Here is a 23,540-nt window from a genome sequence, read left to right as displayed (position 1 = left end):
CTCAAATCTCCATTTCCACCAGGTGGCAGGCCACGCGGGTCTTGTTGGGGAGGAGCTGCATTGCCGGCGCTTCCCGTGCGCAGCGTTCGATAGCGAAGGGGCAGCGCGGATGGAAGGTGCAGCCCGACGGTGGCTTCAACGGGCTCGGCACCTCACCTGTCGTCGGCTCACGATTGCGGTTGGGTGCAGCAATATTGGGGATCGTCTGCAACAACAGCTTGGTATAGGGATGACGGGGTGCGGCAAAAAGTTCTTCGGTCTCGCCCTCCTCGACAATCCGTCCAAGATACATCACGGCAATCCGGTCAGACATGTGGCGGACAACGCTCATGTCATGGCTGATGAACAGATAGGTCAAACCAAGTTCGTCCTGCAGGCGGCGCATCAGATTGAGCACCTGCGCCTGCACGGACACGTCGAGGGCTGAGGTCGGTTCATCGCAAACCAGGAACTCTGGCTCGCTGGCCAAGGCGCGGGCGATCGAAATGCGCTGACGCTGGCCGCCTGAAAATTCATGTGGGAATTTCTCGCCATCGGAGACCGAGAGCCCGACAATGGTGAGCAGTTCCTCGACGCGTCCGGTGATTGCGGAGGCCGTGGCACGCAGCTTCAGCTCACGCAGTGGTTCCGCAATGATATTCTTGACCCGCCAGCGCGGATTGAGAGAAGCGTAGGGGTCCTGGAAAATCATCTGCGCCGATAGCGGTGCCCCGCTTTTGCCTGGTGCAAAGCGCATGCCACCGCTTGTGGCGGGATAAAGACCGGTAACCAGGCGCGCGACTGTCGACTTGCCGCAACCGCTTTCCCCCACAATACTCAGGCAGCCGCCCGCCGGCACTGTGAAACTGATGTCATTGACAGCCTTGAGATATTGCTTGGGTTTGCGTTCCACCAGGCGGTTGAGCCAGGGCGCCGACACATCGAAGGTCTTGACGAGCCGCTCGACCGTCAAGGCCGGTTGATTGTTTGCATGGATCGTCATGCGGTGCCTCCTGCATTGAGCCAGCATGCGCTGGCGCTCGCTTCAGAAAATATCAGTTCCGGTCTTTCGCGATGGCAGCGTGGGCCTGCGCTTTTGCAGCGTGGATTAAAGGCGCAACCGTCTGGGATCGCATCCAGGCGCGGCATTGAGCCATCGATCTGGTTGAGTTTCTCGACCCGTGCGCCCAATGACGGGATCGACGCCATCAAACCCTGGGTATAGGGATGGCGTGGCTGGTGCAGCACCTGTTCGACAGGCCCCACTTCGATGAGCCGTCCGGCATACATGACCGCGATGCGGTCGGCGGCTTCAGCAATCACCCCCATATCGTGGGTCACCAGCATGACGGCGGTTTGCTTTTCCTTGCAGAGTTTGCGCAACAGCGAGATGATCTGCGCCTGGATCGACACATCAAGAGCGGTGGTCGGCTCATCGGCAATCACCAGTTTGGGCGATGCCGCAAGCGCAAGTGCGATCACCACACGCTGGCGCATGCCGCCAGAAAACTGATGCGGATAATGATTGACGCGCTCTTCGGGCGAAGGAATGCCGACATCCCGCAAAAGCTGCACGGCGCGTTCGCGGGCCTGCGCCTTGTTCAGACAAAGATGCCTGCGGATGGTTTCATCGAGCTGCGCGCCGACGGTAAACAGCGGATTGAGCGAGGTGAGCGGGTCCTGGAAGATTGCGCCGATCTCCCGGCCGCGAATTTTCTCCATGGCCCGGTCGTCAAGCGTATCAATGCGCTGCTGTCCAAGCCAGACCTCACCGCCAGCAATATGGCCGGGTCGCTCGAGCAGCCCCTGGATCGCCAGGCCGGTCATAGACTTTCCGGCGCCCGATTCACCCACCACACCGAGGATTTCACCAGGGCGAATGGACAGGCTGACATCGGAAAGTGCGGTGACGGTGCCACGGCGGCCGGGAAAATCAACACGAAGATTGCGGACTTCGACGACGGCTTTCTGTGTCTCAATCATGGGGATTGCCCTCGAGCGGATAGCTGGGTGGAAAGATGTCGGCGACGGGCGGATTGCCAAAGCTGCGCTCGGGATATTTGGCAATAAGGCTGTCAAACTGCGCCTGCGCACTCTCCCGCGCCGCAATCAGATCAAAGCCTGCCAGCTTGCGATCGAGCATCGAGAGGCGGCCATCGACAAACACGGCCTGGGTGATCTTGCCCGATCCGCCGGTTATGATGGTGGTAATCGGATCGATGGAGGGCGCCATGCAACTGTCATCGAGGCGGAAGACGGCGATATCTGCCCGCGCCCCTTGCGACAAATGTCCCAGATCCGTCCGCCCCAGAGCCTTCGCGCCGCCAAGGGTCGCCGCATCAAACAGATCTGCGCAGCGCAGACGATCGGGCGCCTGATCGGCGACCCGGCCGGTGATGAGACCGGCCAGAAGGTTCATCAGCATATCAGGCGGGGTTGTATCGGTCCCCATCGCGATGTTGATGCCGCGGCTGCGACAATCGGAGAAGGATTTGAGGATCGACCCGCCCCGCCCGGAAACCAGTGGGCAATGGACGATGGAAACGCCGTTCTGGGCATAAAGATCGAGATCTTGGTCGGTCGCATTGGTCGCATGGGGTGCGATGAGACGCTCGCTCAACAAACCGTGTTCTGAAAGCCAGACCGGGGCAGTTGAACCATGCAGTTGTTGCACTGTTTCCACTTCCATTGCGCCTTGCGCCATGTGCAGGCGAAATTTGCATCCCAGATCGCGCGCGGCCGCATCGGTGCGCTTGAGCAGTTCAAGGGTCGAGGTCTCCACCCGGTCTGGAGCGAGCATGCCGCGGATCAGATCGCCATGACGGCCGCTCTGGCGCTCGATATAGGCGATTGCATCGTTCAAGCCCTGAAAGCCACGTTGTTCGTCAAACACCGGAACGATCCGACCCGGGGCTTCGAGCACCATGCCGCCGGAGCGGTAGGCGGGACTGAGATAAACGCGCAGACCCAGATCGCCGGCAGCGTCGGCTGCAGCATCGAATTCCGCGACCGTTTCCCCCCATTGCCGATAAAACAGCGAGGCGATTGGCGCAGCGGTGGTGATCCCGTTTACCAGCAGTTGCGCGAAGGCGAAGCGTTTCTGGAACGCCAGTTGCTTCTCGCTATACATTTCATAGGGACCGGCATCGACGTAGCTGCGTGGCCATACCCGGCCCTTGGCCCAGCCGGGATGATGGTCGATGCCAAGAATAGTGGTGTCGAGATCAGACAGCGCGTCGAGATCGATCAGTCCGGGACTGATCAGGGCACAGCCGAAATCGATCCGGCGAGCGACTTCACCGGTAAAATTATGGCCGACAAACAGGATTTCACCGTTTTCAAACACCACTTCGCCGTGTCTGAGCAGCCGATGCCCGCCATCCTTGTGACCAACCACCCAGTCGGCGGTGATCCATGTGCGCCCGTTAGGTCTTTCGCCGAGCACCAGCGCCTGCAAATCCGGGGTCATCATGGCATCTCCACCACGGCTACACCGTTGCGTGCGCTCACGCGACCATTCTTGACCACCAGCGGACGCGGCGCCACATCGACGACGGCATGCGCCAGTGTTTCACCGGTCAATAGGGTGAAATCGGCGTTGCAGCCAACGGTGAGACCGTAGTTTTTTAGCCCCATGACATCGGCACCGCCCTGCGAGACAATGTGGAGCAGATGCTCGAGGTCATCATCGGAGCGCACACCATTCTTCATGCCGATGATCCGGGCACGATCAAGCATGTCGGGCTGTCCCCAGGGTCCCCAAGTGTCGCGAATGCCATCACAACCGCCGCCAATGCGCACGCCCGCTTCCTTGAGCCGCCTGATCGATGGCACAGTGGCCGACGGCGCGCCGGTGGTCAGGATGGCGACATCGAGCAGGGCGATCTGTTCGATCAGCTGGCCGACCCGCAGATAGTCATTCATGCCAAGCGCGAAGGCGTGGCTGATCGCCACCTTGCCTTGCATGCCATGCGCGCGGATACGCTCGAAAATCAGCTCCATGGTAAAGGCGCCCAGATCACCGGTTTCATGCAGGTGGATATCGATGGGCACCCCATGCTTTGTAGCGAGGGCGAACAGGATATCGAGCTGGCCCTTCGGGTCACGATCGATCCCGCATGGATCAATCCCGCCGAGCACTTCGCAGCCCTGACGTAAGGCTTCGTCGAGCAAGTCCTTCGTGCCCGGCATGACCATCAGGCCGGATTGCGGGAAAGCGACGATTTCAATGTCGATGATGTCTTTGAGTTTCTCACGGGTTTCCCACACACCTTCCACCAGCGACAGGCCATGGGTGGGATCAATATCGACATGACTGCGGATATGGGTGCCGCCATGGGCGGCGAGACCGATGGCATGGCGCATTGATTGTCGGTGCGGATCGATGCCGATTTCAAGGCGGTTGTCGCGTTCAAAATCGATCCGCTCGCGCAGGATGGCAGCACGGTTGTTGACGTGCCAAGGCATGCCCCAGGTCGTCTTGTCGAGATGGGTATGGGCGTCGATCAGCCCGGGGGCGACAATGGCGCCCTCGCCATCTTCGACCGCCATACCGGCTTCTCCCTCAAGCTGACCGAAGCCGGCAATTTTGCCGTCCCGGATCAGCATGTCACAGCGCTCTCCCGCCATCGGGCGGATGTTGCGGAGCAAAAGATCGTTCATATGGCTTACCTCAGTTTTGGATTAAGAGCATCGCGCAGCCAGTCACCGAGCATATTGACGGCAACCACGAGCAGGCAGAGCTGAATGACGGGAAACACCACGATCCACCAGGAGCCGGAGAACAGGAACTGATTTCCGATACGGATCAGCGTTCCCAGTGACGGCTGGCTCGGCGGCATGCCGATACCCAGGAAGGAGAGTGTCGCCTCGGTCAGGATCGCCATCCCGAAATTCAGCGTCGCGGCGACCATGATGGGTGTGAGGGTGTTGGGCAGGATATGCTGGGCCATGATCCGCCGCGCCGGCACTCCGATCAGCCGCGCTGCCGAAACGTAATCCTTGCCGGTTTCGACGATCGCCTGGGCGCGCACGGTGCGCGCATATTGCACCCAGGCCGAAAGCGAGATCGCCAAGATCAGCACGGCGGAAGCGCCAATCTCACGCAGGCTCACCGGCAACATCTGGCGGACAACCGTCGACACCAGAATGGCGACAAGAATGGTTGGAATGGATAATGTGATATCGCCAAAGCGCATTAGCAGATTATCGATGAAACCACCGAAATAGCCTGAGATGAGGCCAGCGGTCAGCCCGATGATCAGCGAGAGGATCACCGATGCGATGCCGATGACGATCGAAATCCGCGTCCCATAGAGAATGGCCGACAGCATGTCGCGTCCCTGGGTGTCGGTGCCGAGCAGGAACGGCCATTCACCGCCCTCCTCCCAGAGCGGCGGCAATTCCGCCTTCCACATATCAAGCGCAGCCCCATCATAGGGGTTTTGCGGGGCGATCAATGGTGCAAAGATTGCGGTCAGGATCAGCACTGCCAGAAGGGCTGCACTGACCATCGCGGTCTTGCTATGGGTAAATGACCACCAGAGATCACTTTTGCTGATACGGCTCAACAGCGAGGCGCGCGCAACGGGATTGGCGGGTGAGGTGCTCATGACATTAGTCTCCCGTTTGATCAGCGAGCGGTGCGCAAGCGCGGATCGATGACTGCATAGGCAACATCAACCAGGGTGTTGAGCACGACGAAAATGAAGGAAATGATGCACAGATAGGCCGCCATCACCGGAATATCGAGAAATGTGACGGCCTGGATGAACAACATGCCCATGCCCGGCCATTGGAAGACTGTTTCGGTGATCAGCGCGAAGGCAATCAGCGAACCGATATTCATCGCGGTCATCGTGACAACCGGCATCAGGCAGTTGCGCAGGGCATGGCTGAAATAAATCCGCCAGCGCGGGATCCCGCGGGCACGCGCGAATTTGACATAGTCGGATCGTAGCACCTCGAGCATTTCCGCGCGCACGAGACGCATGACCAGCGTGACCTGATAAAGCGAGAGCGCGATGGCGGGCAAGAGGATCGCCAAGCGGCCCGATGGGGTGAGAAGACCGGTGGACCATCCACCGAGCTGAACGACATCCCCGCGCCCGAAGGCTGGAAACCAGCCAAGCGAGACTGAGAACACCAGGATAAGCAGGATGCCGACCACGAAGCTTGGCAAGGAGACCCCGACAATCGACAGAAACTGCAGACCCTCCGTATACCATTTTCCGCGTTTGATGGCGGTGAGAACCCCCAGTGGCAATCCGAGCAGCAAGGAGATCAGCGTTGCCACGAACACCAGTTCCAGTGTCGCTGGAAAGCGCTCGGCGATCAGGCTGAGCACATCCTGGCCGTTGCGGTAGGATATACCGAAATTGCCCTGGGCTGCATTGACCACAAAGCGGCCATATTGGGTCATCAGGCCATCGTTAAGGCCCAGGCGCTCACGCAGATTATCGCGGTCTGCTTGCGTCATCTGCTCATTGGCCATCATTTCGACCGGGTCGCCGGCCAGCCGGAAGATCAGGAAGGCGAGCAAGGCGACGGCCAACATCACCATGACAGCGTTTGCCAGGCGCTTAATGATAAAAACCAGCATAAAATTCCCTCGGTAACAGCGGGGCGCGCCGGGGGCATGCCCCCCGGCGCATCACAAGTGGATTATGGGGCAAAATGCGTCAGCCAGTGACGCGGCTTGTTGTCTGGCAATTGCACGATCTTGTCGATCTTCTTCGACATGACCCATGCCATTGGCTGCTGGTGCAGCGGCAGCATCACAATCTCGTCCTTCGCCATTTCAAGCGCCTTCGTTTGGACTGACAGCCGGTTTTCGCGATCCATGTCGGTGGATGCTTCATTGATCAGCTTGTCAATCTCCGGATAGCTCCAGCCACCCCAGTTGAAGACACCGGCATTGGCTGATTTGGTCGCGATCATCTGCAGCAGGATCGAATAGCTGTCGAGCATCGGCTCGGTTGCCCAACCGATCAGATAGACATCTGCCTTGCCGCCGGTCCGCTTGGGTGCCTGCGCTGCGGTCGGCGCAATGTCGAGCTGCGGTTTGAAACCGCCACGGCTCAACATATTGACCATGCCCTGGCACAGTTCCTCCTCGTTGACATAGGCGTCGGTGGTGCAGACCAGCGTGAAGGGGAAGTCCTGCGCGCCCGCATCGGCAAGGAGCTTTTTCGAGAGCTCGGGATCATAGGCGAGCGTGGTGTCGAGTTGTGGGGTATAACCGGGGATTTCCGGGGCGATCACCGCACCGGCTGTGCGCGACTTGCCGCGCATGATCCGCTTCTGGATAAGATCGCGATCAAGCGCATGCGCGAAAGCCTGTCTGACGCGCAGATCATTGAACTTGTTTGGGGAACCGTCAGCAAGCGCGGGCTTGCGATTGAAGCCAACCATGACCGTGCGAAGATCGGTGCGCTCGAGCACGCTGAGTTCAGGCTGTGCCTGTAGACGCGGCAGGTCCTGGGACGGCGCGTTTTCCGTGAAATTGATTTCGCCGGAAAGCAGAGCCGCCACCCGCGTTGCGGCAGAGGTGATCGGGGTGAATTCTATCCGGTCAATATTGGATTGCGACTGGTCCCACCAGGCCGGGTTCTTGACCAGTACGGTTTTTGAATCGGGCACACGGCTTTCAAGCTTGAAGGGTCCGGTGCCATTGGTGTTATAAGTGGCATAGCCCTCGATCTTGGCACCGACATCGGTGGGCTTTTCTGAATTGTTGGTCTTCAGCCAACCGGCGTCAAAGATATGGATATTGGTCAGGTCGTTAAGAAGCAGCGGATAAGGACCGCTCAATTGGATATCAACGGTATGATCATCGACCTTGCTCGCCGATTTATAGGCGGGCAGGTTACCGCGCAAGGGTGAGACCGGATCACTGACCCGCTTGAGCGAAGCGATCACATCATCGGCAGTGAATTCGGCACCATCGTGGAAAGTGACGCCCTTGCGCAGATGAAAGCGCCAGGTGGTGTCGGAGATGTTTTCAAAGGATTCAGCGAGCGCTGGCTCGATCTTCAGATCGGCGTCGTAGCGGACAAGGCCTTCATAGACATGATTGAGAAAGGAAAGTGTGTAACTATCCCCATAGGAATAGGGATCTAGCGAATAGATATCGCGCGACGCCCCCCATTTGAGTGTTTCGGCATGACCTGACAATGTCAGGCTCGCCAGCACGACGGCCGCGAGGCCCGGTCTGTTCAACATTGATTGCTCCGCTTCTGGAAATTTGCGCCCCCTTTGCGGGGATCTGTTCTTCCTGCATCTCCACACCATGATGGGTGCGGCGACGTAACTGCTGCGTGCCGCATGCACGGCTTGCATTGAATGTGATTTCCTCCCTCACTGATGATCCTGCCTTTGTGGCTTTGCTTGTGGACCAAGGGCAACATAAGTCTATTAGCAAAAAGTTGTCAACGTGATTGTTGACAATATTTGCATGTTTGCGCGCGATACATGTCGACAAAAATGCCAGCGCGCATTTTCCCTGATCAGACCTCCCAGAGAGGATAGCTGGATTGGAAGATGTCTTCGAGCGGGGGGTGTTGCCAGCTGCGATCGGAATATTTGCGGATCAGCCCTTCATATTGCTGCTGTGCCCTGATCCTTGCCGCACGCATATCGATACCGGCGACTGCACCCGAGAGCATTGAGAGGCGGCCGTCGACGAAAACCGCCTCGGTTACCTTGCCCGAACCGCCGGTGAGGAGTGTGGTGATCGGGTCGACGCTGGGGGTCATGAAAATATCATCGAGGCGAAACACCGCTATGTCGGCTTTTGCGCCGGTCTTGAGCCGCCCAATATCCGTGCGCCCCAGCGCCTGAGCACCGCCCAGCGTAGCAGCATCAAACAGATCTCGGGAGAAGGCGGCATCCGACGCCTTTTCCCCGATCCGGCAGGCGATCAGGCCAACAAGCAGGTTCATCAGCATGTCGGGGGGTGCGGTGTCGGTTGCCATGCCGATATTGATGCCGCGCGCGCGGCAGGCGGCGAAGGAATGGAGCATGCTGCCCATCCGGGCGGAGACCAGCGGTGAATGGGCAATTGAAACGCCATGCTCGGCATAGAGGTCGAGATCGCAAGATGAGGCATGCGTGGCATGGGGGGCGTAAAGCCGCTCGCTCAACAGGTGATGTTTGGCGAGCCATTGCGGCGCCGACATCTTGTGAAGCCGCTGCATGGTGTCACGCTCAAGCTGGCCCTGCGCCATATGGATCCGCACCCGGCAGTCCAGATCCGCAGCCGCCGCCATGGTGCGTTCAAGCAAGGGCAGCGTGCAGGTTTCGATCCGGTCGGGCGTCAGCAGGCCATTGATCAAGCCGTCGAAACCGCCGTGATTGCGCTCGATAAAGCCGATGGCGTCGCGCAGGCCGTCAAGGCCGCGCGCCTCATCAAATACCGGTTCGATCCGCCCGGGTGCTTCCAGAACCATGCCGCCGGAGCGATAGGCAGGACTGAGGAACACCCGCAATCCCAGTTCGCCGGCGGCCGCTGCCGCCGCTTCGAATTCGGTGACCGTTTCCGCCCATTTGCGATAATAGAGCGAGGCGACAGGCGCGGCGCTGGTAATCCCGTTCAGCAGGAGAAGACCGAAGCTGAAACGTTTTTGAAAGGCCAGCTCCTCGTCGGAATACATTTCATAGGGGCCACGCTCTAGATAGGAGCGTGGCCAGACCCGGCCTTTCGCCCAGCCGGGCTGGTTGTCCTGCACCAGGAGATAGGTATCAAGATCGGAAAGGGCATCGAGATCGATCAGTCCGGGGCTGATCAATGCCTTGCCAAAGTCGATGCGGCGGGCCACTTCGCCTGCAAAAGCCGGACCGACATAGAGGATCTGATTGTGTTCAAAGACGATTTCGCCGTTATGCAGCAGACAATGGCCGCCGTTGCGCCAGCCAAGCAGCCATTCGGCGGTCAACAGGGTTTTGCCTTTCGGTCGCCGCCCCAGCGGCAATTGTGCGGCTGCGGAGAGCGGAAGCGATGGGGTGTGCATCGGACTGATCCTGGCGCTTGATGTGCAAAGAGCGCCTCACCGCGGTGAGGCGCTCTTTCCGGTGACGCAGTCGGGGGGATTATTCGGCCATCTTCGTATGCCAATGGCGCGGCTTGTTATCGGCACGGAAATCCACAGCTTCAACCTTTTCAAGCATGCCCCAGGCGATGGGTTGCTGATGCAACGGGATCAGGATTGCCTGATCCTTGGCAATCTTGAGTGCCTGTTCTTCCAGTGCCAGCCGCTTTGCAGTGTCAGGCTCTTCGGCTGCCTTTTTGACCAGATCATCGAGTTCCGGATAGGACCAGCCGCCATAGTTGGAGACACCGGTGGAGCCACTGCGGGTGGACAGCACCTGCGAGAGCAGGGAATAGGCATCAAGCGTTGGCTCATTGGCCCAGCTCAGATTGAACATGTCGGCCTTGCCATTGGTGCGCTTTGGCTGCTGCACGGCGCGCGGCCCCATGTCGATGGTGGGTTCGAAACCGGCGCGCTTGAGCATATTTGCAATGCCCGAACAAATGTCCTCTTCATTGATGCTTTCGTCATTCATGCAGAGATAGGTGAAAGCCAGACCCTTCTGGTTGGCCTCCTCGAGCAATTTCTGCGCGCGTTTTGGATCCGCCGGCTGGTAGACATCCAGTGCCTCGGCATAGCCGGCGATTTCTGGTGCAATCAGCGAGCCGGACGGACGTGCCAGACCGCGCATGATCTTCTTGTTGATGAGATCGCGGTCGATGCTTGCTTCGACCGCCTGACGCACGCGCGCGTCCAGAAACGGGTTGGGACGTCCGTCCTCCAGCTTTTCCTTGCCATTGAAACCAATGAAGACGGTGCGCAGTTCTGTGCGTTTGCTGACCTTGATGCCGGGGGAGGATTCGAGCCGCGGCAGATCCTGAACCGGCGCAGAATCGACCAGATCGATTTCCCCTGACAGCAATGCAGCAACGCGGGTGGCGGCGGACGAAATCGGCACATATTCAATCCGGTCGAGATTGTGCTTCTTTTCATCCCACCATTGCTCGTTGGCTACCAGCACCGTCTTGGCATCGGGAACGCGGCTGTCGAGCTTGAACGGGCCGGTGCCATTGGTGTTGTGGGTGGCGTAATTCTCGGTCTTCGAGGCGATATCGGTTGGCTTTTCTGCCTTGTTGTCGGTGAGCCACTGCGCATTGAACATGAAGATATTGGTCATATCATTGAGGAAGAGCGCGGTTGGCGCTGAAACCTCGATATCCACCGTGAAATCATCGACTTTCTTGACGCCGACATAAAGCGGAATATTGCCACGCAACGGCGAGGTCGGGTCGGCGACACGGTTCATCGATGCGACCACATCATCGGCGGTGAAATCGGCGCCATTGTGGAACTTCACGCCCTTGCGCAGGCTGAACCGCCAGAATTTGTTGTCGATCAGTTTCCATTCGACAGCCAATGCCGGCTCGATCTCGAAATTGGGACCGTAGCGGATCAGTCCCTCATAGATATGGTTGAGAAATGCAAGGTTCGAGGTCGAAGGGACGGAGTCTGGATCGAGAGAATAGATATCGGCCCTGCTTCCCCAGCGCAAGGTTGCAGCATCGGCCGAGGAGACCGCAAGCGGGGCTGCAATTGCCACGGCGCTGAGTGCGGCGATGAGAAACCTGTTGAAACGCGTCATGCTCTTCCCTTCATGAATGACGATCGATCCGTTGCATCGGATTTTGTCGCACTATCATAAGCTGCTTGTGTATTGTCAACGATATTGTTGGCAATTATGAATGAAAACATCAACAGAGGGAAATGTTCAGCCTGGCAGTTCCGACCGGGTCGAACCTAACAAGAGGGGGATGCGATGCAAGGCCTGCTGCTGCTTCATGGGACGATCGTCACCGTCGACGCCGATCGCCGGATTATTGAGGATGGGGGACTGGCGATAGACGGCGACCGGATCGTCGAGATCGGCAGGGCAGCGGATATTGCGGCCCGCCATTCAAGCAAGCAGATCATCGACTGTACCGGCAAGCTGATCATTCCCGGCCTCATAGATGCGCATGGCCATGCGGGTCATGCCTTGATCCGCAGCATTGGCGCCGATACCAATGCGCTGTGGATGAAGATTGTTACGCCGACTTACTATCATTATGTCACCCGCGACTACTGGTATGCGGACGGCCTGGTCTCCGGTCTTGAGCGACTTTGTGCCGGGGTTACGACTGCGGCCAGCATCATCAGTTCGATGCCGCGCAGCGACGATCCGCAATTTGCCATCAATCATGCGCGTGCCTATGCGGAGCTCGGGCTGCGCGAGATTATCTGCGTTGGTCCTGCAGGCCTGCCCTGGCCGCAATCGGTAACGCGGTGGGAGAGCGGACAACCGCAGCGTCGGGAGGTGGATTTTGAAGACATGCTTGCGGGTGCGGAGAGCGTGATTGACACACTCAATGGGACAGCCGATGGACGGATCAAGGTATTCTTGACACCTTTTACCATTGTGCCCTCGGTGGAACCCTCCAACGCATCGACACCGGATTGTGCCGTTTGTCTGACGCCGCAGGACCGTATGCAGGCCCGCCGCATTCGCGAGACGGCGCGCAAATGGGGAATACGCATTCATTCCGACGCCTTTGCCGGTCAGGTGCGAATGGCGTTTCAGGATAAGGAAAATGCCTTGCTCGGCCCCGATGTGCATCTGCAGCACTGCTGGGGGATCTCACACGAAGAAATCGACATTCTGGCTGAGACAGGCACGCATGTGACCCACGCACCACCCGGCCGCTCGACACCAATCATGCAGATGATGGCGCGCGGCGTGTCGATTGCCCTCACATCGGACGGTGCCGCGCCAAGCCGTCATTTCGACATGTTGCAGATCGCCCGCATCGCGCAGGCGACCCAGCATGTCCTGCACAATCATGATCGCTATATTCTGCCGCCCGGCAAGGTCTTCGAGATGATCACCATTGATGCGGCTCGCGCGATCGGCATGGAGCATGAGATTGGATCGCTTGAAAGTGGCAAGAAAGCCGATATCGCGATCATCGATATGCGTAAACCACATCTAACCCCCAACTGGATGCCGGTCCACCGCTTGATCCACCAGGTGCTTGGCAGCGATGTGGACACGGTGATTGTTGACGGCAAGATCTTGATGCGGGACGGCAAGGTGCTGACCGTCAATATGCAGGAGGCTCTGGACTTTGGAGAAAGTGAGGCCCGGGCGCTTGTGATGAGAGCCGGCCTGTCCTCGCATATGCATGATCCCGGCTGGGGTCAGTTGCATCGGGTGTTCTCAAGCCCGGTCAAAGTCCCGGTCGCGCCCGAGATCTGACGGCGCCACTCGCGCCCGTGGGGGTGGAGCCCTTTAATGCAGCCTGCAGCAGCCCCGCACCGCAGACGCAACCCGATCCCTTTACAGACCCGCCTTTTGCTGAGACGGGCCGCTGTCTGCTGTCAAACGGGCTGGGTCGCGCGGACATAATGGGTTGGACTGACCTTGATGATCGGCAGGGCCACAGGCACGAAATCCGGCGATCGCACCGCACTGGGAATTTCATCGGACAATGGTTCGCGCGCGATCGAACGCCGCGCTGGATCGGCCACCGGCACGGTGGAAAGCAGTTTGCGCGTATAGGGATGCTGGGGATTGCCGAAGACGGAGCGGCGATCGCCGATCTCGACGATTTCGCCCAGATACATCACTGCGACGCGATGGGCGATGCGCTCGACGACCGCCATGTCGTGACTGATGAACAGGATTGCGATCCCCATATCCTGCTGCAGGTCCATCAACAGATTGATGACCTGGGCTTGAATTGTCACATCAAGCGAGGCCACGGCTTCGTCAGCGATCATCAGGCGGGGATCAAGCGCCAGAGCGCGGGCAATACAGATCCGCTGGCGCTGACCACCGGAAAAGGCATGCGGATAGCGCTCAAGATACTCGCTCGGAAGATTGACCTTGGCCAGCAGATCAGCTGCGCGCGCCCGCAGCGCAGCGGAACCGCCCAGCCGATGCACGCGCATGGGGTCGATCAATGCCTGGGCAATGGTCATGCGCGGATTGAGTGAGGAGAAAGGGTCCTGAAAAACCATCTGTGCTTCACGGCGAAATCGTCGCAGATCTCTGTTTGATGCGCCGACCAGCTCGGTTCCCTGATAGCGGATCGACCCTGATTGCGGTCGATCAAGCTGCATGATGCTGCGCGCGACAGTGGATTTGCCGCAACCCGATTCTCCCACCAGCGCCAATGTTTCGCCGGGGAAAATATCGAAGGAAACATTTTCGACCGCGTGAACGCGGCCCGTGGTGCGGCCGAGCAGACCGCCTTTCAGGTCGAAGCGGGTGACGAGCTCCCGCACTTCGATCAGCGGCTTTTTGGCCTGTGCCAGATGTTGGATCGTGTTCATTGCGCCGCCCCCGTGAGTGCTTGTTCCTCCTCATAGACAAGCAAAGGGAATTTTTCCGGCCCCTGCTTGTCAGCCATGCTGCCCAGACGCGGCACTGCCGAAATCAGCGCGCGGGTATAACGATGTTTGGGATTGTTGAAGATATCATGGACGGGTCCCGTCTCGACGATCTCGCCCTTCAGCATCACGCAGACACGGTCGGCGATTTCGGCCACCACTCCCATGTCGTGGGTAATGAACAAAACCGCCATGCCGATCTCGCGTTGCAGCGCGCGAACCAGGTCGAGGATCTGGGCCTGGATGGTGACATCAAGGGCGGTGGTGGGTTCGTCGAGGATCATCAGCGAGGGTCGGCAGGCCAGGGCCATCGCGATCATCACACGCTGGCGCATGCCGCCGGAAAGCTGGTGCGGATATTGATCGAGCCGACGTTCCGCATCGGGCACCCGCACCAGTTTGAGCACATTGAGCGCAATCTGTCTGGCCTCGCGCGCTGTCTTCTTCTGATGCCGGATCACCGCTTCCATGATCTGATCGGCGACCGTAAAAACAGGATTGAGACTGGACATCGGGTCCTGAAAGACGATCGACAGCTCAAAGCCACGCAAGGCTTCGATACGCTTGTCCGACAGTTTTGTGAGATCGACGATCGAGTGATCCTTCATGCGCATCAAGATCCGGCCACCGGTGATCCTGGCTCCATCAAATTCGGTCAGCCGCATGATTGTCATTGCGGTCACGGATTTGCCGGAACCGGATTCGCCAACCAGCGCCAGTGTTTCGCCGTGGCTAATCTGCAGCGAGACATTCTTGACAGCCCGCACCGGATTTGCCGCATCGGGTGCAAAACAGACATCAAGGTTCTCGACCGAGAGAATGACAGTGTCGGGCAGAGTGGCACTGCTGCTGGATGATCTGGTCAAATTGTGTTCCCCTGCGATTTTTCGCGTTTTGCCAATCTAACCCTTGCTGCGACGATGGTGTCAACACGCAAGCGACGCAGCCGGGATGGGTGAGTGCAGATTGCGCCGTCATTGATGGCACCGGCCCGGCTATTGCCTGCGAAAAGCCCCCGGTCAGATTGACTGCAAAAAGGTTATGCATAATTTGCATTACCGTCTCTGTTTTCGCATGACGGTGTCTTGATCCCCTAGCGCAGTCGCAGAGCGGGATCGGTGACGCTGCGCAAATGGCTTTGATTGTCGACGAGCTGGTTCCAGAATGCCTCGACATCGCGGTTTTTTGCGCCGGCGCGGCGGAAGATCCGGATCTCCATTTCCAGCGCCATTTGCTGGCCGCCAATCTGCACCAAATGACCCTGATTGATCGACTTCTGGACGCAGATCTGCGGCAGCCAGGCGATGCCGTGTCCGGCGATTGCCATTTCCTTGAGGCTGACGGCGAGAGAGGATTGATAGACGGTGCTCAGATTGGGCGGATGGCGGCGGCGCGACTGGATAAGCGAAATCAGCTTGCCGAGATAGCCGTCGTTCCACGAATAGGAGAGATAGGGGATTTTCGTCCCCTCCGGCACGTCAAGATCAAAAAGCGGTTTGCCGTCAGGATCGGCGCCTGAAACGAGGATCAGGCGATCCTTGCCGATCTGCAGGGATTCAAATGGACCGGCTTCGAGAACCGGCGGGCCATCGGGATGATCATAGATGATCGCGAAATTGCATTTGCCTGATGACAGATGTTCGATGCATTCCAGGAAATCGGCGGTATGCATGCTGCTGCGAACCGGAGTATCTGCGCCCTGGCAGCGCGAAATCCAGTCGGGAAAGAAATAGATTGCCAGCGTGTGAAACGCAGTGAACGTCAAGAGTTGCGAGCTAGCGCCGGCGACATTGCGGCAATCGGTGCGCAATCGATACATGTCACGCACGAGTTCCTGGCATCGCGGTACGAACATGTTCCCGGCGCTGGTGAGATGCACCGGATAGGTGCTGCGGTCGAGAAGGTCTGCGCCGACCCAGTTTTCCAATGACCGGATGCGGCGACTGAATGCCGGTTGGGAAATATTCCTTGCCGCAGCAGCGGTCGAGAAGTTCCGCGTTGCCACAATTTCCAGGAAGTCTTCGAGCCAGGCGAGCTCCATCGCAACCTCATGCGTTCTTTGCATAGTTCATTCTAACTACGCATTGGACAGCAGCGCAAGTGTGCTCCTAGCCTGAGAAAAAATAAAACAAGATCGAAGATCGAAATAGGGGAACTATCCATGAAACTTGCTTTGGCACTGGCCCTTTCCTGGGGCCTTGGCCTGGCGGCAGCGCCAGCTGTTGCCCAGACCAAAAATCCGGGAACCTTTGTGTTTTTGTGGACCGACGACGTGCAGTCGTTCGATCCCGCCTATATTGCCAACACGCCGAGCTCCTACGGCGCGTTGAATGTCTATAGCCGGTTGCTCAATTACAATGGATCGGAAATCTCGGAATTTGTGCCGGCGATTTCAAGCGCGGTGCCAAGCCTTGACAATGGGTTGATCAAGAACGGCGATGATGGCTCGATCACCTATAGCTTTCCTATCCGCAAGGACATCTATGCCCATAAGGTCGGCATCAAAGGGGATGACGGCAAGATCAGCTGGCAGGCCTATGATGGGCTGACAGAGGATCAGAAGGCAAAGATTGAACCCGGCTACGGGCAGATCACCCCTGAGGATGTGCGCTATTCCCTGCTGCGGGCGATCCTGATGGGGCAGTCCTGGATGTCCAATGCGATCACTGAAGTGGTGACGGCGGGCAAATATCCGGACATCACCAAATGGGTGGAGACGGAAGCCAACGTCAAGAATATCAATGATGCCGGACCGGAGGCCTTGCGCAAGGTCTATGATCAGCTGGCCTCCCAGATCACGGTGGAAGGCGACAATGTCGTGCTGAAGCTGCCAAAATCCTTTCCTGCGACGCTTGGGGTTCTCGCCCTGCCCTTTGGTGCTTCGATCGTTGACAAGGAATGGGTTGCCTCGGTGGGCGGCTGGGATGGTGATGGCGACAGCTGGAAGAAATATTATCGGCCCGAACTTGGTGACGATCCGCTATTTGCCCAGGAAAACGGTACCGGCCCTTTCATGCTGGAGGAATGGGACCGAACCGATCGCCGGATAACACTCAAGCGGTTTGACAATTATTTCATGGGTCCGGCCAAGCTGGAGCGCGTGGTGATGCGCACGGTGCCGGAATGGACCACCCGCCGTCTGCAGCTTTTGTCAGGCGATGCTGATTTTGTCACGGCACCCGTCGAGTTTCTTGATGAGTTGAGCAAGTCCGATGGTGTCAAGGTTGTTGATGGATTGCCGAAGGTGTTTGGGCGCGGGCTTTATTTCGCCTGGCCGCTTGAGGACACCGACAATCCGGCGATCGGCAGCGGAAAGCTCGATGGCAATGGCATTCCGCCAGATTTCTTTGCCGATATCGATGTCCGCAAGGGCTTCAACTATGCGCAGAACTACGATGCATTGCTCAAGCAGGTCCTTTTGAACAAGACCGTACAGTCGCGCGGTCCGACGGTGCGGGGCATCATGGGCTATCGCGCGGACTCTCCGATCTACAGCTATGATCCGAAGAAGGCTGCGGAACATTTCAAGAAGGCCTTTGACGGCAAGTTGTGGGAGACAGGCTTCACCTTGACCGCCTATGTCCAGGAAGGGACACCGCAGGGCACTGCGGCGCTTTCAGCGCTGCAACAAGGATTGCAGCGGATCAATCCCAAATTCAAGATGAAAATCCAGTCGCTGCCCTGGGCATCGATTTCCGACAAGCTGAACAATCGCGCCAAACCGGCTTCACCGCTCACCTATATGGGCTGGGGACCGGATTATTCGGATCCGGGCGGCCCTCTGGGTGCTGCGACCTACTACCTGTCCCCGACCGGACTGGTCGGCGGCATGCTTGGCGATGGCTACCGCCAGTTGATGACCGAGCAGTTCAAACCTTTGCTCGATGAAGCCTGGGCTTCCTCGGATCCGGCGGTGCGTGAACCGATCTATGCCAAGCTTCAGGCGATGTCGCATGACTATGCCACCACGCAATTTCTGTGGGAGGATTTTGGCTATATCGTCACCCGCTCCAATATTGATGGCTATGTCCACAACATGATCCTTTATGGCGCATGGGATTTCTATCCGGTGAGCAAAGCGAACTGAGCCCCTGACGCGCATCGGGCGAGATCTGCGCCCGATGCTTCCCCTTCATATAAAGCGATAGAGGTAATGGCGTGCTCAATTACGCGTTGCGGCGGCTCTTAACACTCCCGGTGGTGCTTTTCGCCCTTTCGATCATGCTGTTTGCGTTGCAGATGTCCTTGTCGCCGACCCAGCGGCTGGCGGCCTATGCACCCTCACCTGACTTTCTCAAGGGTGGGCAGGAGAGCATCCGCCGGATGATCGAACAATATGGGCTCAACGATCCCTTTCATGTGCAGTATGGCAAATGGATCGGCAATATCATCACCGGCAATCTCGGCTGGTCCGAGACCGCGCGCCAGCCGGTGGCCCATGCCTTAACCTCCTTGTTGCCGGCAACGCTTGAACTGGTGCTTCTGGCCTTCATTCCAAGCTTTCTTTTGGCGATCTATCTTGGCTCGCGGGCCGGTATCTATCTGAATAAATGGCCCGATCACATCATCCGGATCTTCACGATTCTCGGCTGGTCGTTCCCGGTTTACGTGTTTGGCCTGTTGATGCTGCTGATCTTTTATTCGGCATTGGACTGGTTTCCGCCTGGACGGCTCAGTCAATGGGCGCAGGCCACGGTGATGTCGTCCGAATTCACCCGGTATACCGGCGCCAACACGATCGATGCGCTGCTGAATGGCAATTTCCGGGTTCTGGGGGATTCACTTCGCCACCTGGCCGCACCGGTGATCACGCTGACCTATGTCAATCTCGCCAGCATGACACGGGTGATGCGCACATCGATGCTCGAAACCCTGCGGCAGGACTATGTGCGCACGGCGCGCGCCAAGGGGATGCCGCGGCGGGTGGTGGAGTTGCGGCATGCGCGGCGCAACGCACTGCTGCCGGTGACCACCATTGCCGGCATGGAGCTTGCAACCATGATGGGTGGCGTGGTGATTACCGAGACCATCTTCGACTATGCCGGCCTCGGCCAGTTTGCCGCCAAATCCGCCGCCAATCTGGATTTTCCGGCCATCCTCGGCTTCAGCCTGTATTTTGCGATCGTGCTTGTGCTGATGAACCTGGTCGTTGACCTGATCTATCCATTGCTCGATCCGAGGGTGAAGACGCGATGAAACTGCTTTCCTATCTTTTGCGCAATCCCGTCTCGATGATCGGCGTTTTGATCCTGATCGGCTTCGTGCTGATCGCGTTTTTCGCACCCTGGCTGGCCCCGCCGCAGGAGTTTCAGATGTCGGCCTATGACACGCCGCGTGCCGGCTTTCTTGCGACCCCGCAACCGCCCTCGCCTGAGGCGATATTTGGCACCACCGAGGGTCAGTACGACATCTATTATGCCGTGATATGGGGCACCCGCACCGCTTTCAAGATCGGGCTCGGGGTTGTTGCCATCTCGGTCTTTATCGGCACCTTGATCGGTGCCCTGGCAGCCTATTACGGCGGCAAGATCGATGAAATCCTGATGCGGATCGTCGATGTCTTCATGGCGGTACCGTTTCTGATTGCTGCGATGGTCTTAACGGCATTGCTTGGCAAGGGCATCGGCCCGATCACCATTGCGCTGACGACTTTCGGCTGGATGGGCTATGCACGGGTGGTTCGCAGTGAAATCCTGCGAATTCGGGAAATGGACTATATCCATGCGGCCCGCAGCTATGGTGCCGGCGATCTGCGCCTGATCCTGCGGCATATTCTGCCCAATGCCTTTTTCCCGGTCCTGGTGCTTGCCACCATGGCAACCGGTTCGATGGTTCTGTCCGCCTCGGCGCTGAGCTTTCTGGGCGTGGGCACAGAAGAAGGCTATGCCGACTGGGGGCAGTTCATTGCCTATTCACGCAACTGGATTGTCGGTCAGCCGGGCAACCCGTTTCAATACTGGTACACCCTGGCCTTTCCCGGCGCTGCGATCTTTCTGTTCGTTTTGTCATGGAACCTAGTCGGCGACACGTTGCGCGACATTCTTGACCCCCGTCACTCAAGCTAAAGTGGGAGAATAACTGTGCCTACGCTTTCCAATTTATCGATCGAACTCTTTGAGAGCCTCATTCGCCACGAAGTCGAAGACAAGGCCATCCCCTCGATTTCCTACGCTCTTGTCGACCGGAATGGCTTGCTGGCGGAGGGGCATGTTCAGCATTCCACGCGTCATTTCGAGATGAATGACAAGACCTGTTTCCGTATTGGTTCGATCACCAAGACCTTCACCGCGGTGGCGATCATGCAGTTGGTAGAAAGAGGTCTCGTGGATCTGGATGTCGATGTGGCGGAATATCTTCCCGGATTTCAGCCGGTCAATCCGTTCATCGGACGCGAAAGCGGGCCCTATGGTTCCCATATCAGCCTGCGCAAGCTGATGAGCCACACGGCGGGCATCGTGAGAGAACCCAAAAGCGGGCATTATCTTGATGCCCACCGGCCGCCGCTGGCGGATACTGTCACCGAGCTTGCCACGTCAACGCTCAAGCAGGATCCCAGTGCCGGGACCATGCATTATTCCAATGCCGGCATTGCGGTTGTCGGTCTGGTGATTGAGAAAGTGTCAAAAAAATCCTACGCCGACTACATAGCGGAAAATATCCTCAAGCCGCTTGAGATGTCCGACACCTCATCCGGCATGGCGGATGGCATTCGCGAACGGCTGGCGCCGGCGCATATGTGGACGCTTGATGGCGACAGCCCTGCCCCGGTGTTCAGCCTCGGCGGGTCGCCGGCCGGCAATATTTTCTCGACAAATACCGATATGGCGCATTATGCCCAATGCCTGTTGCGGGGCGGGTTTACACCGGATGGCCAGCCACTTCTCAGTCCCGCCTCCTTGCGCGAGATGTGGAACCCGATCGGACGGCGGCCGAGCAATCATGACAAGACCCTGAACGGCTACGGGCTGTGCTTTGGTGTGGGTGACATGGACGGCTGGACTTCGGTTGGCCATGGCGGGGCCGTTTATGGCTATGCATCGCAAATGACATTGCTGCCACAGGCTGGGATTGGCGTCCTGATCTTTGCAACGCTGGATTTCGCCAATCAGATCGCATCCCGTCTGGCAAGCGATGGTCTGCGCCTCGCGCTCTTTGAACGCAGAATGGGTCAGCGCCCGCAAAGCGCCGCGTTGCCACCCGCGATTACCAGCGAGCAGTTCGCACGGCTGCCCGGACTGTATCGCCAGCAGGAAACCGGCGAGGTCGTGGAGGTCAAGGAAAAGGCGGGCAAACTCTATCTGATGGGCGAAGGCGTACCGTTGCAGATCCGTCCGACAGTTGATGACGCCTTCGTCATCGACGGCCGCATTTATGGCCGTGGCGCCGACTATCCGCATATGAACCTGTCATTTAACGGCGCCGACTCCTTGAACTGGAAGGACCAGGACTGGGTGAGGGTCGACAGCCTCCCGGCCGAGCAGGTACCGCCAGAGATCGCCATCCATCTGGGTGAATACGGACCGGATTTCAACATCACTTACCTGACCTATAGCCATGGCCAGCTGAAATGCCTGATCGAGTATTTCTGCACCCATAGCTGCGAGCCTGTCGATGGGGGCCGTTTCCGGATGCGCGGGCTTCTTTATGAAGAGGAGATTCTGGAACTCGGCGCCGTTGACGAGAATGGCAGAGAGGGCATCCGCGTGGGACCGATGTTCCTGCAGCGCCGTCAGGCGGCACAGGCAGCTTAAGGTTACTGGCGCTGATGGCTATCACGATCACCATGGAAGAACCACTGGCCGCGCGCATGCGGATTAATGGCCGCCCGGTCGATTATTTTTGTGGCACGAGCTATTTTTGCCTGCACGGCCACAAAGACGTTATTGATGCGGCCTGTGCCGCAACAAGACAGTATGGGCTTGGTCCGGGGACGCTTGCGCTGATGCCCATTTATGCGGAACTCAACGCCGCATTATGCGCTTGGTTTGCCACAGAGGATGTGGTGCCGATGATATCCGGCTATGTCAGCCCGATGGCCCTGTTGCAGGGGCTGCGCGATGACTTTGATGTGGTGTTCGTTGATCAGGCGACCCACTATAGCAGCCGGGATGCGATCGCCGGACTTGGTAAGCCGGTTTATCAATTCCGGCATCTTGATTCCAACAGTCTCAGTGAGGCGCTTGGCTTTCATCTGGCGGCAAGACAACGCGCGGTGATTGTCACCGACGGCGTGTTTCCCTCAACGGGGGCACTGGCGCCGCTTGCCGATTACACCGATGCGATGGCACCCTATGACAATTGCCTGCTCTGTGTCGATGATTCACATGGGGTTGGAGTGCTGGGACAAAGTGGTCGCGGATCATTGCAATATGCCAATCTGGAGCGGGAGGGACATTATTTGTCGGGAACTTTGAGCAAGGCGTTTGGTTCGCTTGGTGGGATCGTTCCCGCGACCTGCATGCTTGCGGAAAAGATCAGGCAGAAATCGATGATCCTGCGCGGGGCGTCGCTGCCACCGCCGGCTGCTGCTGCAGCGGCAATTACCGCGCTGAGACTGTTGAAGGCGCAGCCGCAGATGCGCGCGAATCTTCAACGCAATGTGCTGCATCTTCGGGGCGGATTGAGAAGGCTTGGTTTTGCTGTCGATGATAGTCCGGTCCCCATCATCTCGCTGCGCCGGGCCGTCGATCTCGAACATCTGCGACGGGAACTCGACAAGCGCGACATCGTGGTGAAAATCACGCCGGCCCATGGCTATTCGGATGCCCCTGATGTCCCCACAATGCGGCTGGCAGTCTTTTCCGAGCATAGTCCGCTGCAGATTGACAGGTTGCTTTCTGCAATCCACGAGATTGTGTGAGGCTGCCCGCCGATGATCACAAAGAATGTGCCAGATCACAGCTGTTCGCATTCTGCATTGCTTCTTCACGCGGACCTGATCTTCTGGTGACTTATAATCATCCCTTTTTATTGCAGTTGGCTTCTTCGGGCAAAGATGCTTCATTGCAGCAGCGCTTGCTTTCGCCCAAGCCTTCACAAGCGTCGCACTCTGGCTTAGCCTGCCCTATCCACAAATACCGGAGAGCCCGTGCTCCCTTTGCTCGC

Annotated in this window: 18 protein-coding genes; 6 read left to right on the top strand and 12 right to left on the bottom strand. The window is 58.1% G+C overall.

Features of this window, described 5'->3' with window-relative positions; translation table 11 throughout:
• Nucleotide 1: 1 nt before the first annotated feature.
• The 9 genes from RT142_RS10030 to RT142_RS09990 form a co-directional block, all read right to left on the bottom strand.
• Nucleotides 2–982, bottom strand: coding sequence for an ABC transporter ATP-binding protein (locus RT142_RS10030; RefSeq protein WP_112804404.1), 981 nt, complete (start codon nt 980–982; stop codon nt 2–4).
• Nucleotides 979–1,962: an ABC transporter ATP-binding protein gene (locus RT142_RS10025; protein ID WP_171380329.1), complete on the bottom strand. Its 984-nt coding sequence runs from the start codon at nt 1,960–1,962 to the stop codon at nt 979–981. The genes RT142_RS10030 and RT142_RS10025 overlap by 4 nt, the downstream gene beginning before the upstream one ends.
• A complete protein-coding gene (locus RT142_RS10020; RefSeq protein ID WP_007880850.1) occupies nt 1,955–3,448 on the bottom strand; it encodes an amidohydrolase family protein in 1,494 nt (497 codons plus the stop codon). The genes RT142_RS10025 and RT142_RS10020 overlap by 8 nt, the downstream gene beginning before the upstream one ends.
• The gene (locus tag RT142_RS10015) at nt 3,448–4,641 is read right to left on the bottom strand and encodes an amidohydrolase family protein (protein ID WP_171380330.1); all 1,194 of its coding nucleotides are present in this window, start codon (nt 4,639–4,641) and stop codon (nt 3,448–3,450) included. The genes RT142_RS10020 and RT142_RS10015 overlap by 1 nt, the downstream gene beginning before the upstream one ends.
• A 5-nt stretch (nt 4,642–4,646) precedes the next feature.
• Nucleotides 4,647–5,591 carry an ABC transporter permease gene (locus tag RT142_RS10010; RefSeq protein WP_007880855.1) on the bottom strand — a complete coding sequence of 315 codons (945 nt, stop codon included), beginning with the start codon at nt 5,589–5,591 and terminating at the stop codon, nt 4,647–4,649.
• A gap of 20 nt (nt 5,592–5,611) precedes the next feature.
• Nucleotides 5,612–6,580 (bottom strand): ABC transporter permease, encoded by a 969-nt coding sequence (locus tag RT142_RS10005; RefSeq protein WP_007880856.1) that lies wholly within the window; start codon nt 6,578–6,580, stop codon nt 5,612–5,614.
• A gap of 62 nt (nt 6,581–6,642) precedes the next feature.
• On the bottom strand, nt 6,643–8,202 hold the full coding sequence (locus tag RT142_RS10000) for an ABC transporter substrate-binding protein (RefSeq protein WP_171380331.1): 1,560 nt from the start codon (nt 8,200–8,202) through the stop codon (nt 6,643–6,645).
• Nucleotides 8,203–8,486: 284 nt separating this feature from the next.
• Entirely contained in the window at nt 8,487–9,989 is a 1,503-nt protein-coding gene (locus tag RT142_RS09995) for an amidohydrolase family protein (RefSeq protein WP_171380332.1), read from the bottom strand.
• 79 nt (nt 9,990–10,068) lie between these two features.
• Nucleotides 10,069–11,649, bottom strand: coding sequence for an ABC transporter substrate-binding protein (locus RT142_RS09990; protein ID WP_007880859.1), 1,581 nt, complete (start codon nt 11,647–11,649; stop codon nt 10,069–10,071).
• 174 nt (nt 11,650–11,823) lie between these two features.
• Here RT142_RS09990 and RT142_RS09985 point away from each other — a divergent pair, with 174 nt between their 5' ends.
• Nucleotides 11,824–13,299, top strand: coding sequence for an amidohydrolase family protein (locus RT142_RS09985; RefSeq protein WP_171380333.1), 1,476 nt, complete (start codon nt 11,824–11,826; stop codon nt 13,297–13,299).
• A 122-nt stretch (nt 13,300–13,421) separates the two neighbouring features.
• Here the strand turns inward: RT142_RS09985 and RT142_RS09980 are convergent, their stop codons facing one another.
• The 3 genes from RT142_RS09980 to RT142_RS09970 all read right to left on the bottom strand — a co-directional run bounded on the left by RT142_RS09980 (nt 13,422) and on the right by RT142_RS09970 (nt 16,500).
• Nucleotides 13,422–14,378 (bottom strand): ABC transporter ATP-binding protein, encoded by a 957-nt coding sequence (locus RT142_RS09980; protein WP_007880862.1) that lies wholly within the window; start codon nt 14,376–14,378, stop codon nt 13,422–13,424.
• Complete coding sequence (locus RT142_RS09975; protein ID WP_007880871.1) at nt 14,375–15,301, bottom strand: ABC transporter ATP-binding protein; 927 nt, start codon at nt 15,299–15,301, stop codon at nt 14,375–14,377. The genes RT142_RS09980 and RT142_RS09975 overlap by 4 nt, the downstream gene beginning before the upstream one ends.
• A 227-nt stretch (nt 15,302–15,528) precedes the next feature.
• Nucleotides 15,529–16,500 (bottom strand): LysR substrate-binding domain-containing protein, encoded by a 972-nt coding sequence (locus RT142_RS09970; protein WP_171380334.1) that lies wholly within the window; start codon nt 16,498–16,500, stop codon nt 15,529–15,531.
• Between the two features lie 96 nt (nt 16,501–16,596).
• Between RT142_RS09970 and RT142_RS09965 the strand changes: the two genes are divergently transcribed.
• The 5 genes from RT142_RS09965 (at nt 16,597) to RT142_RS09945 (ending at nt 23,295) form a co-directional block, all read left to right on the top strand.
• Entirely contained in the window at nt 16,597–18,522 is a 1,926-nt protein-coding gene (locus tag RT142_RS09965) for an ABC transporter substrate-binding protein (RefSeq protein ID WP_171380335.1), read from the top strand.
• Between the two features lie 71 nt (nt 18,523–18,593).
• Nucleotides 18,594–19,631 (top strand): ABC transporter permease, encoded by a 1,038-nt coding sequence (locus RT142_RS09960; RefSeq protein WP_235972534.1) that lies wholly within the window; start codon nt 18,594–18,596, stop codon nt 19,629–19,631.
• Nucleotides 19,628–20,500: an ABC transporter permease gene (locus tag RT142_RS09955; protein WP_171380336.1), complete on the top strand. Its 873-nt coding sequence runs from the start codon at nt 19,628–19,630 to the stop codon at nt 20,498–20,500. Before RT142_RS09960 ends, RT142_RS09955 begins: the two co-directional genes overlap by 4 nt.
• 15 nt (nt 20,501–20,515) lie before the next feature.
• Nucleotides 20,516–22,186: a serine hydrolase domain-containing protein gene (locus tag RT142_RS09950; protein WP_171380337.1), complete on the top strand. Its 1,671-nt coding sequence runs from the start codon at nt 20,516–20,518 to the stop codon at nt 22,184–22,186.
• A gap of 14 nt (nt 22,187–22,200) precedes the next feature.
• Nucleotides 22,201–23,295 (top strand): aminotransferase class I/II-fold pyridoxal phosphate-dependent enzyme, encoded by a 1,095-nt coding sequence (locus RT142_RS09945; protein ID WP_171380338.1) that lies wholly within the window; start codon nt 22,201–22,203, stop codon nt 23,293–23,295.
• Nucleotides 23,296–23,540: the final 245 nt, after the last annotated feature.

Origin of the sequence: Brucella sp. (assembly GCF_032066345.1) — a bacterium.
In the GTDB taxonomy this organism is placed as follows: domain Bacteria; phylum Pseudomonadota; class Alphaproteobacteria; order Rhizobiales; family Rhizobiaceae; genus Brucella; species Brucella pseudogrignonensis.
Note: the sequence above shows the minus strand (reverse complement) of the source record. Positions and strands in the feature narration are given on the sequence as shown.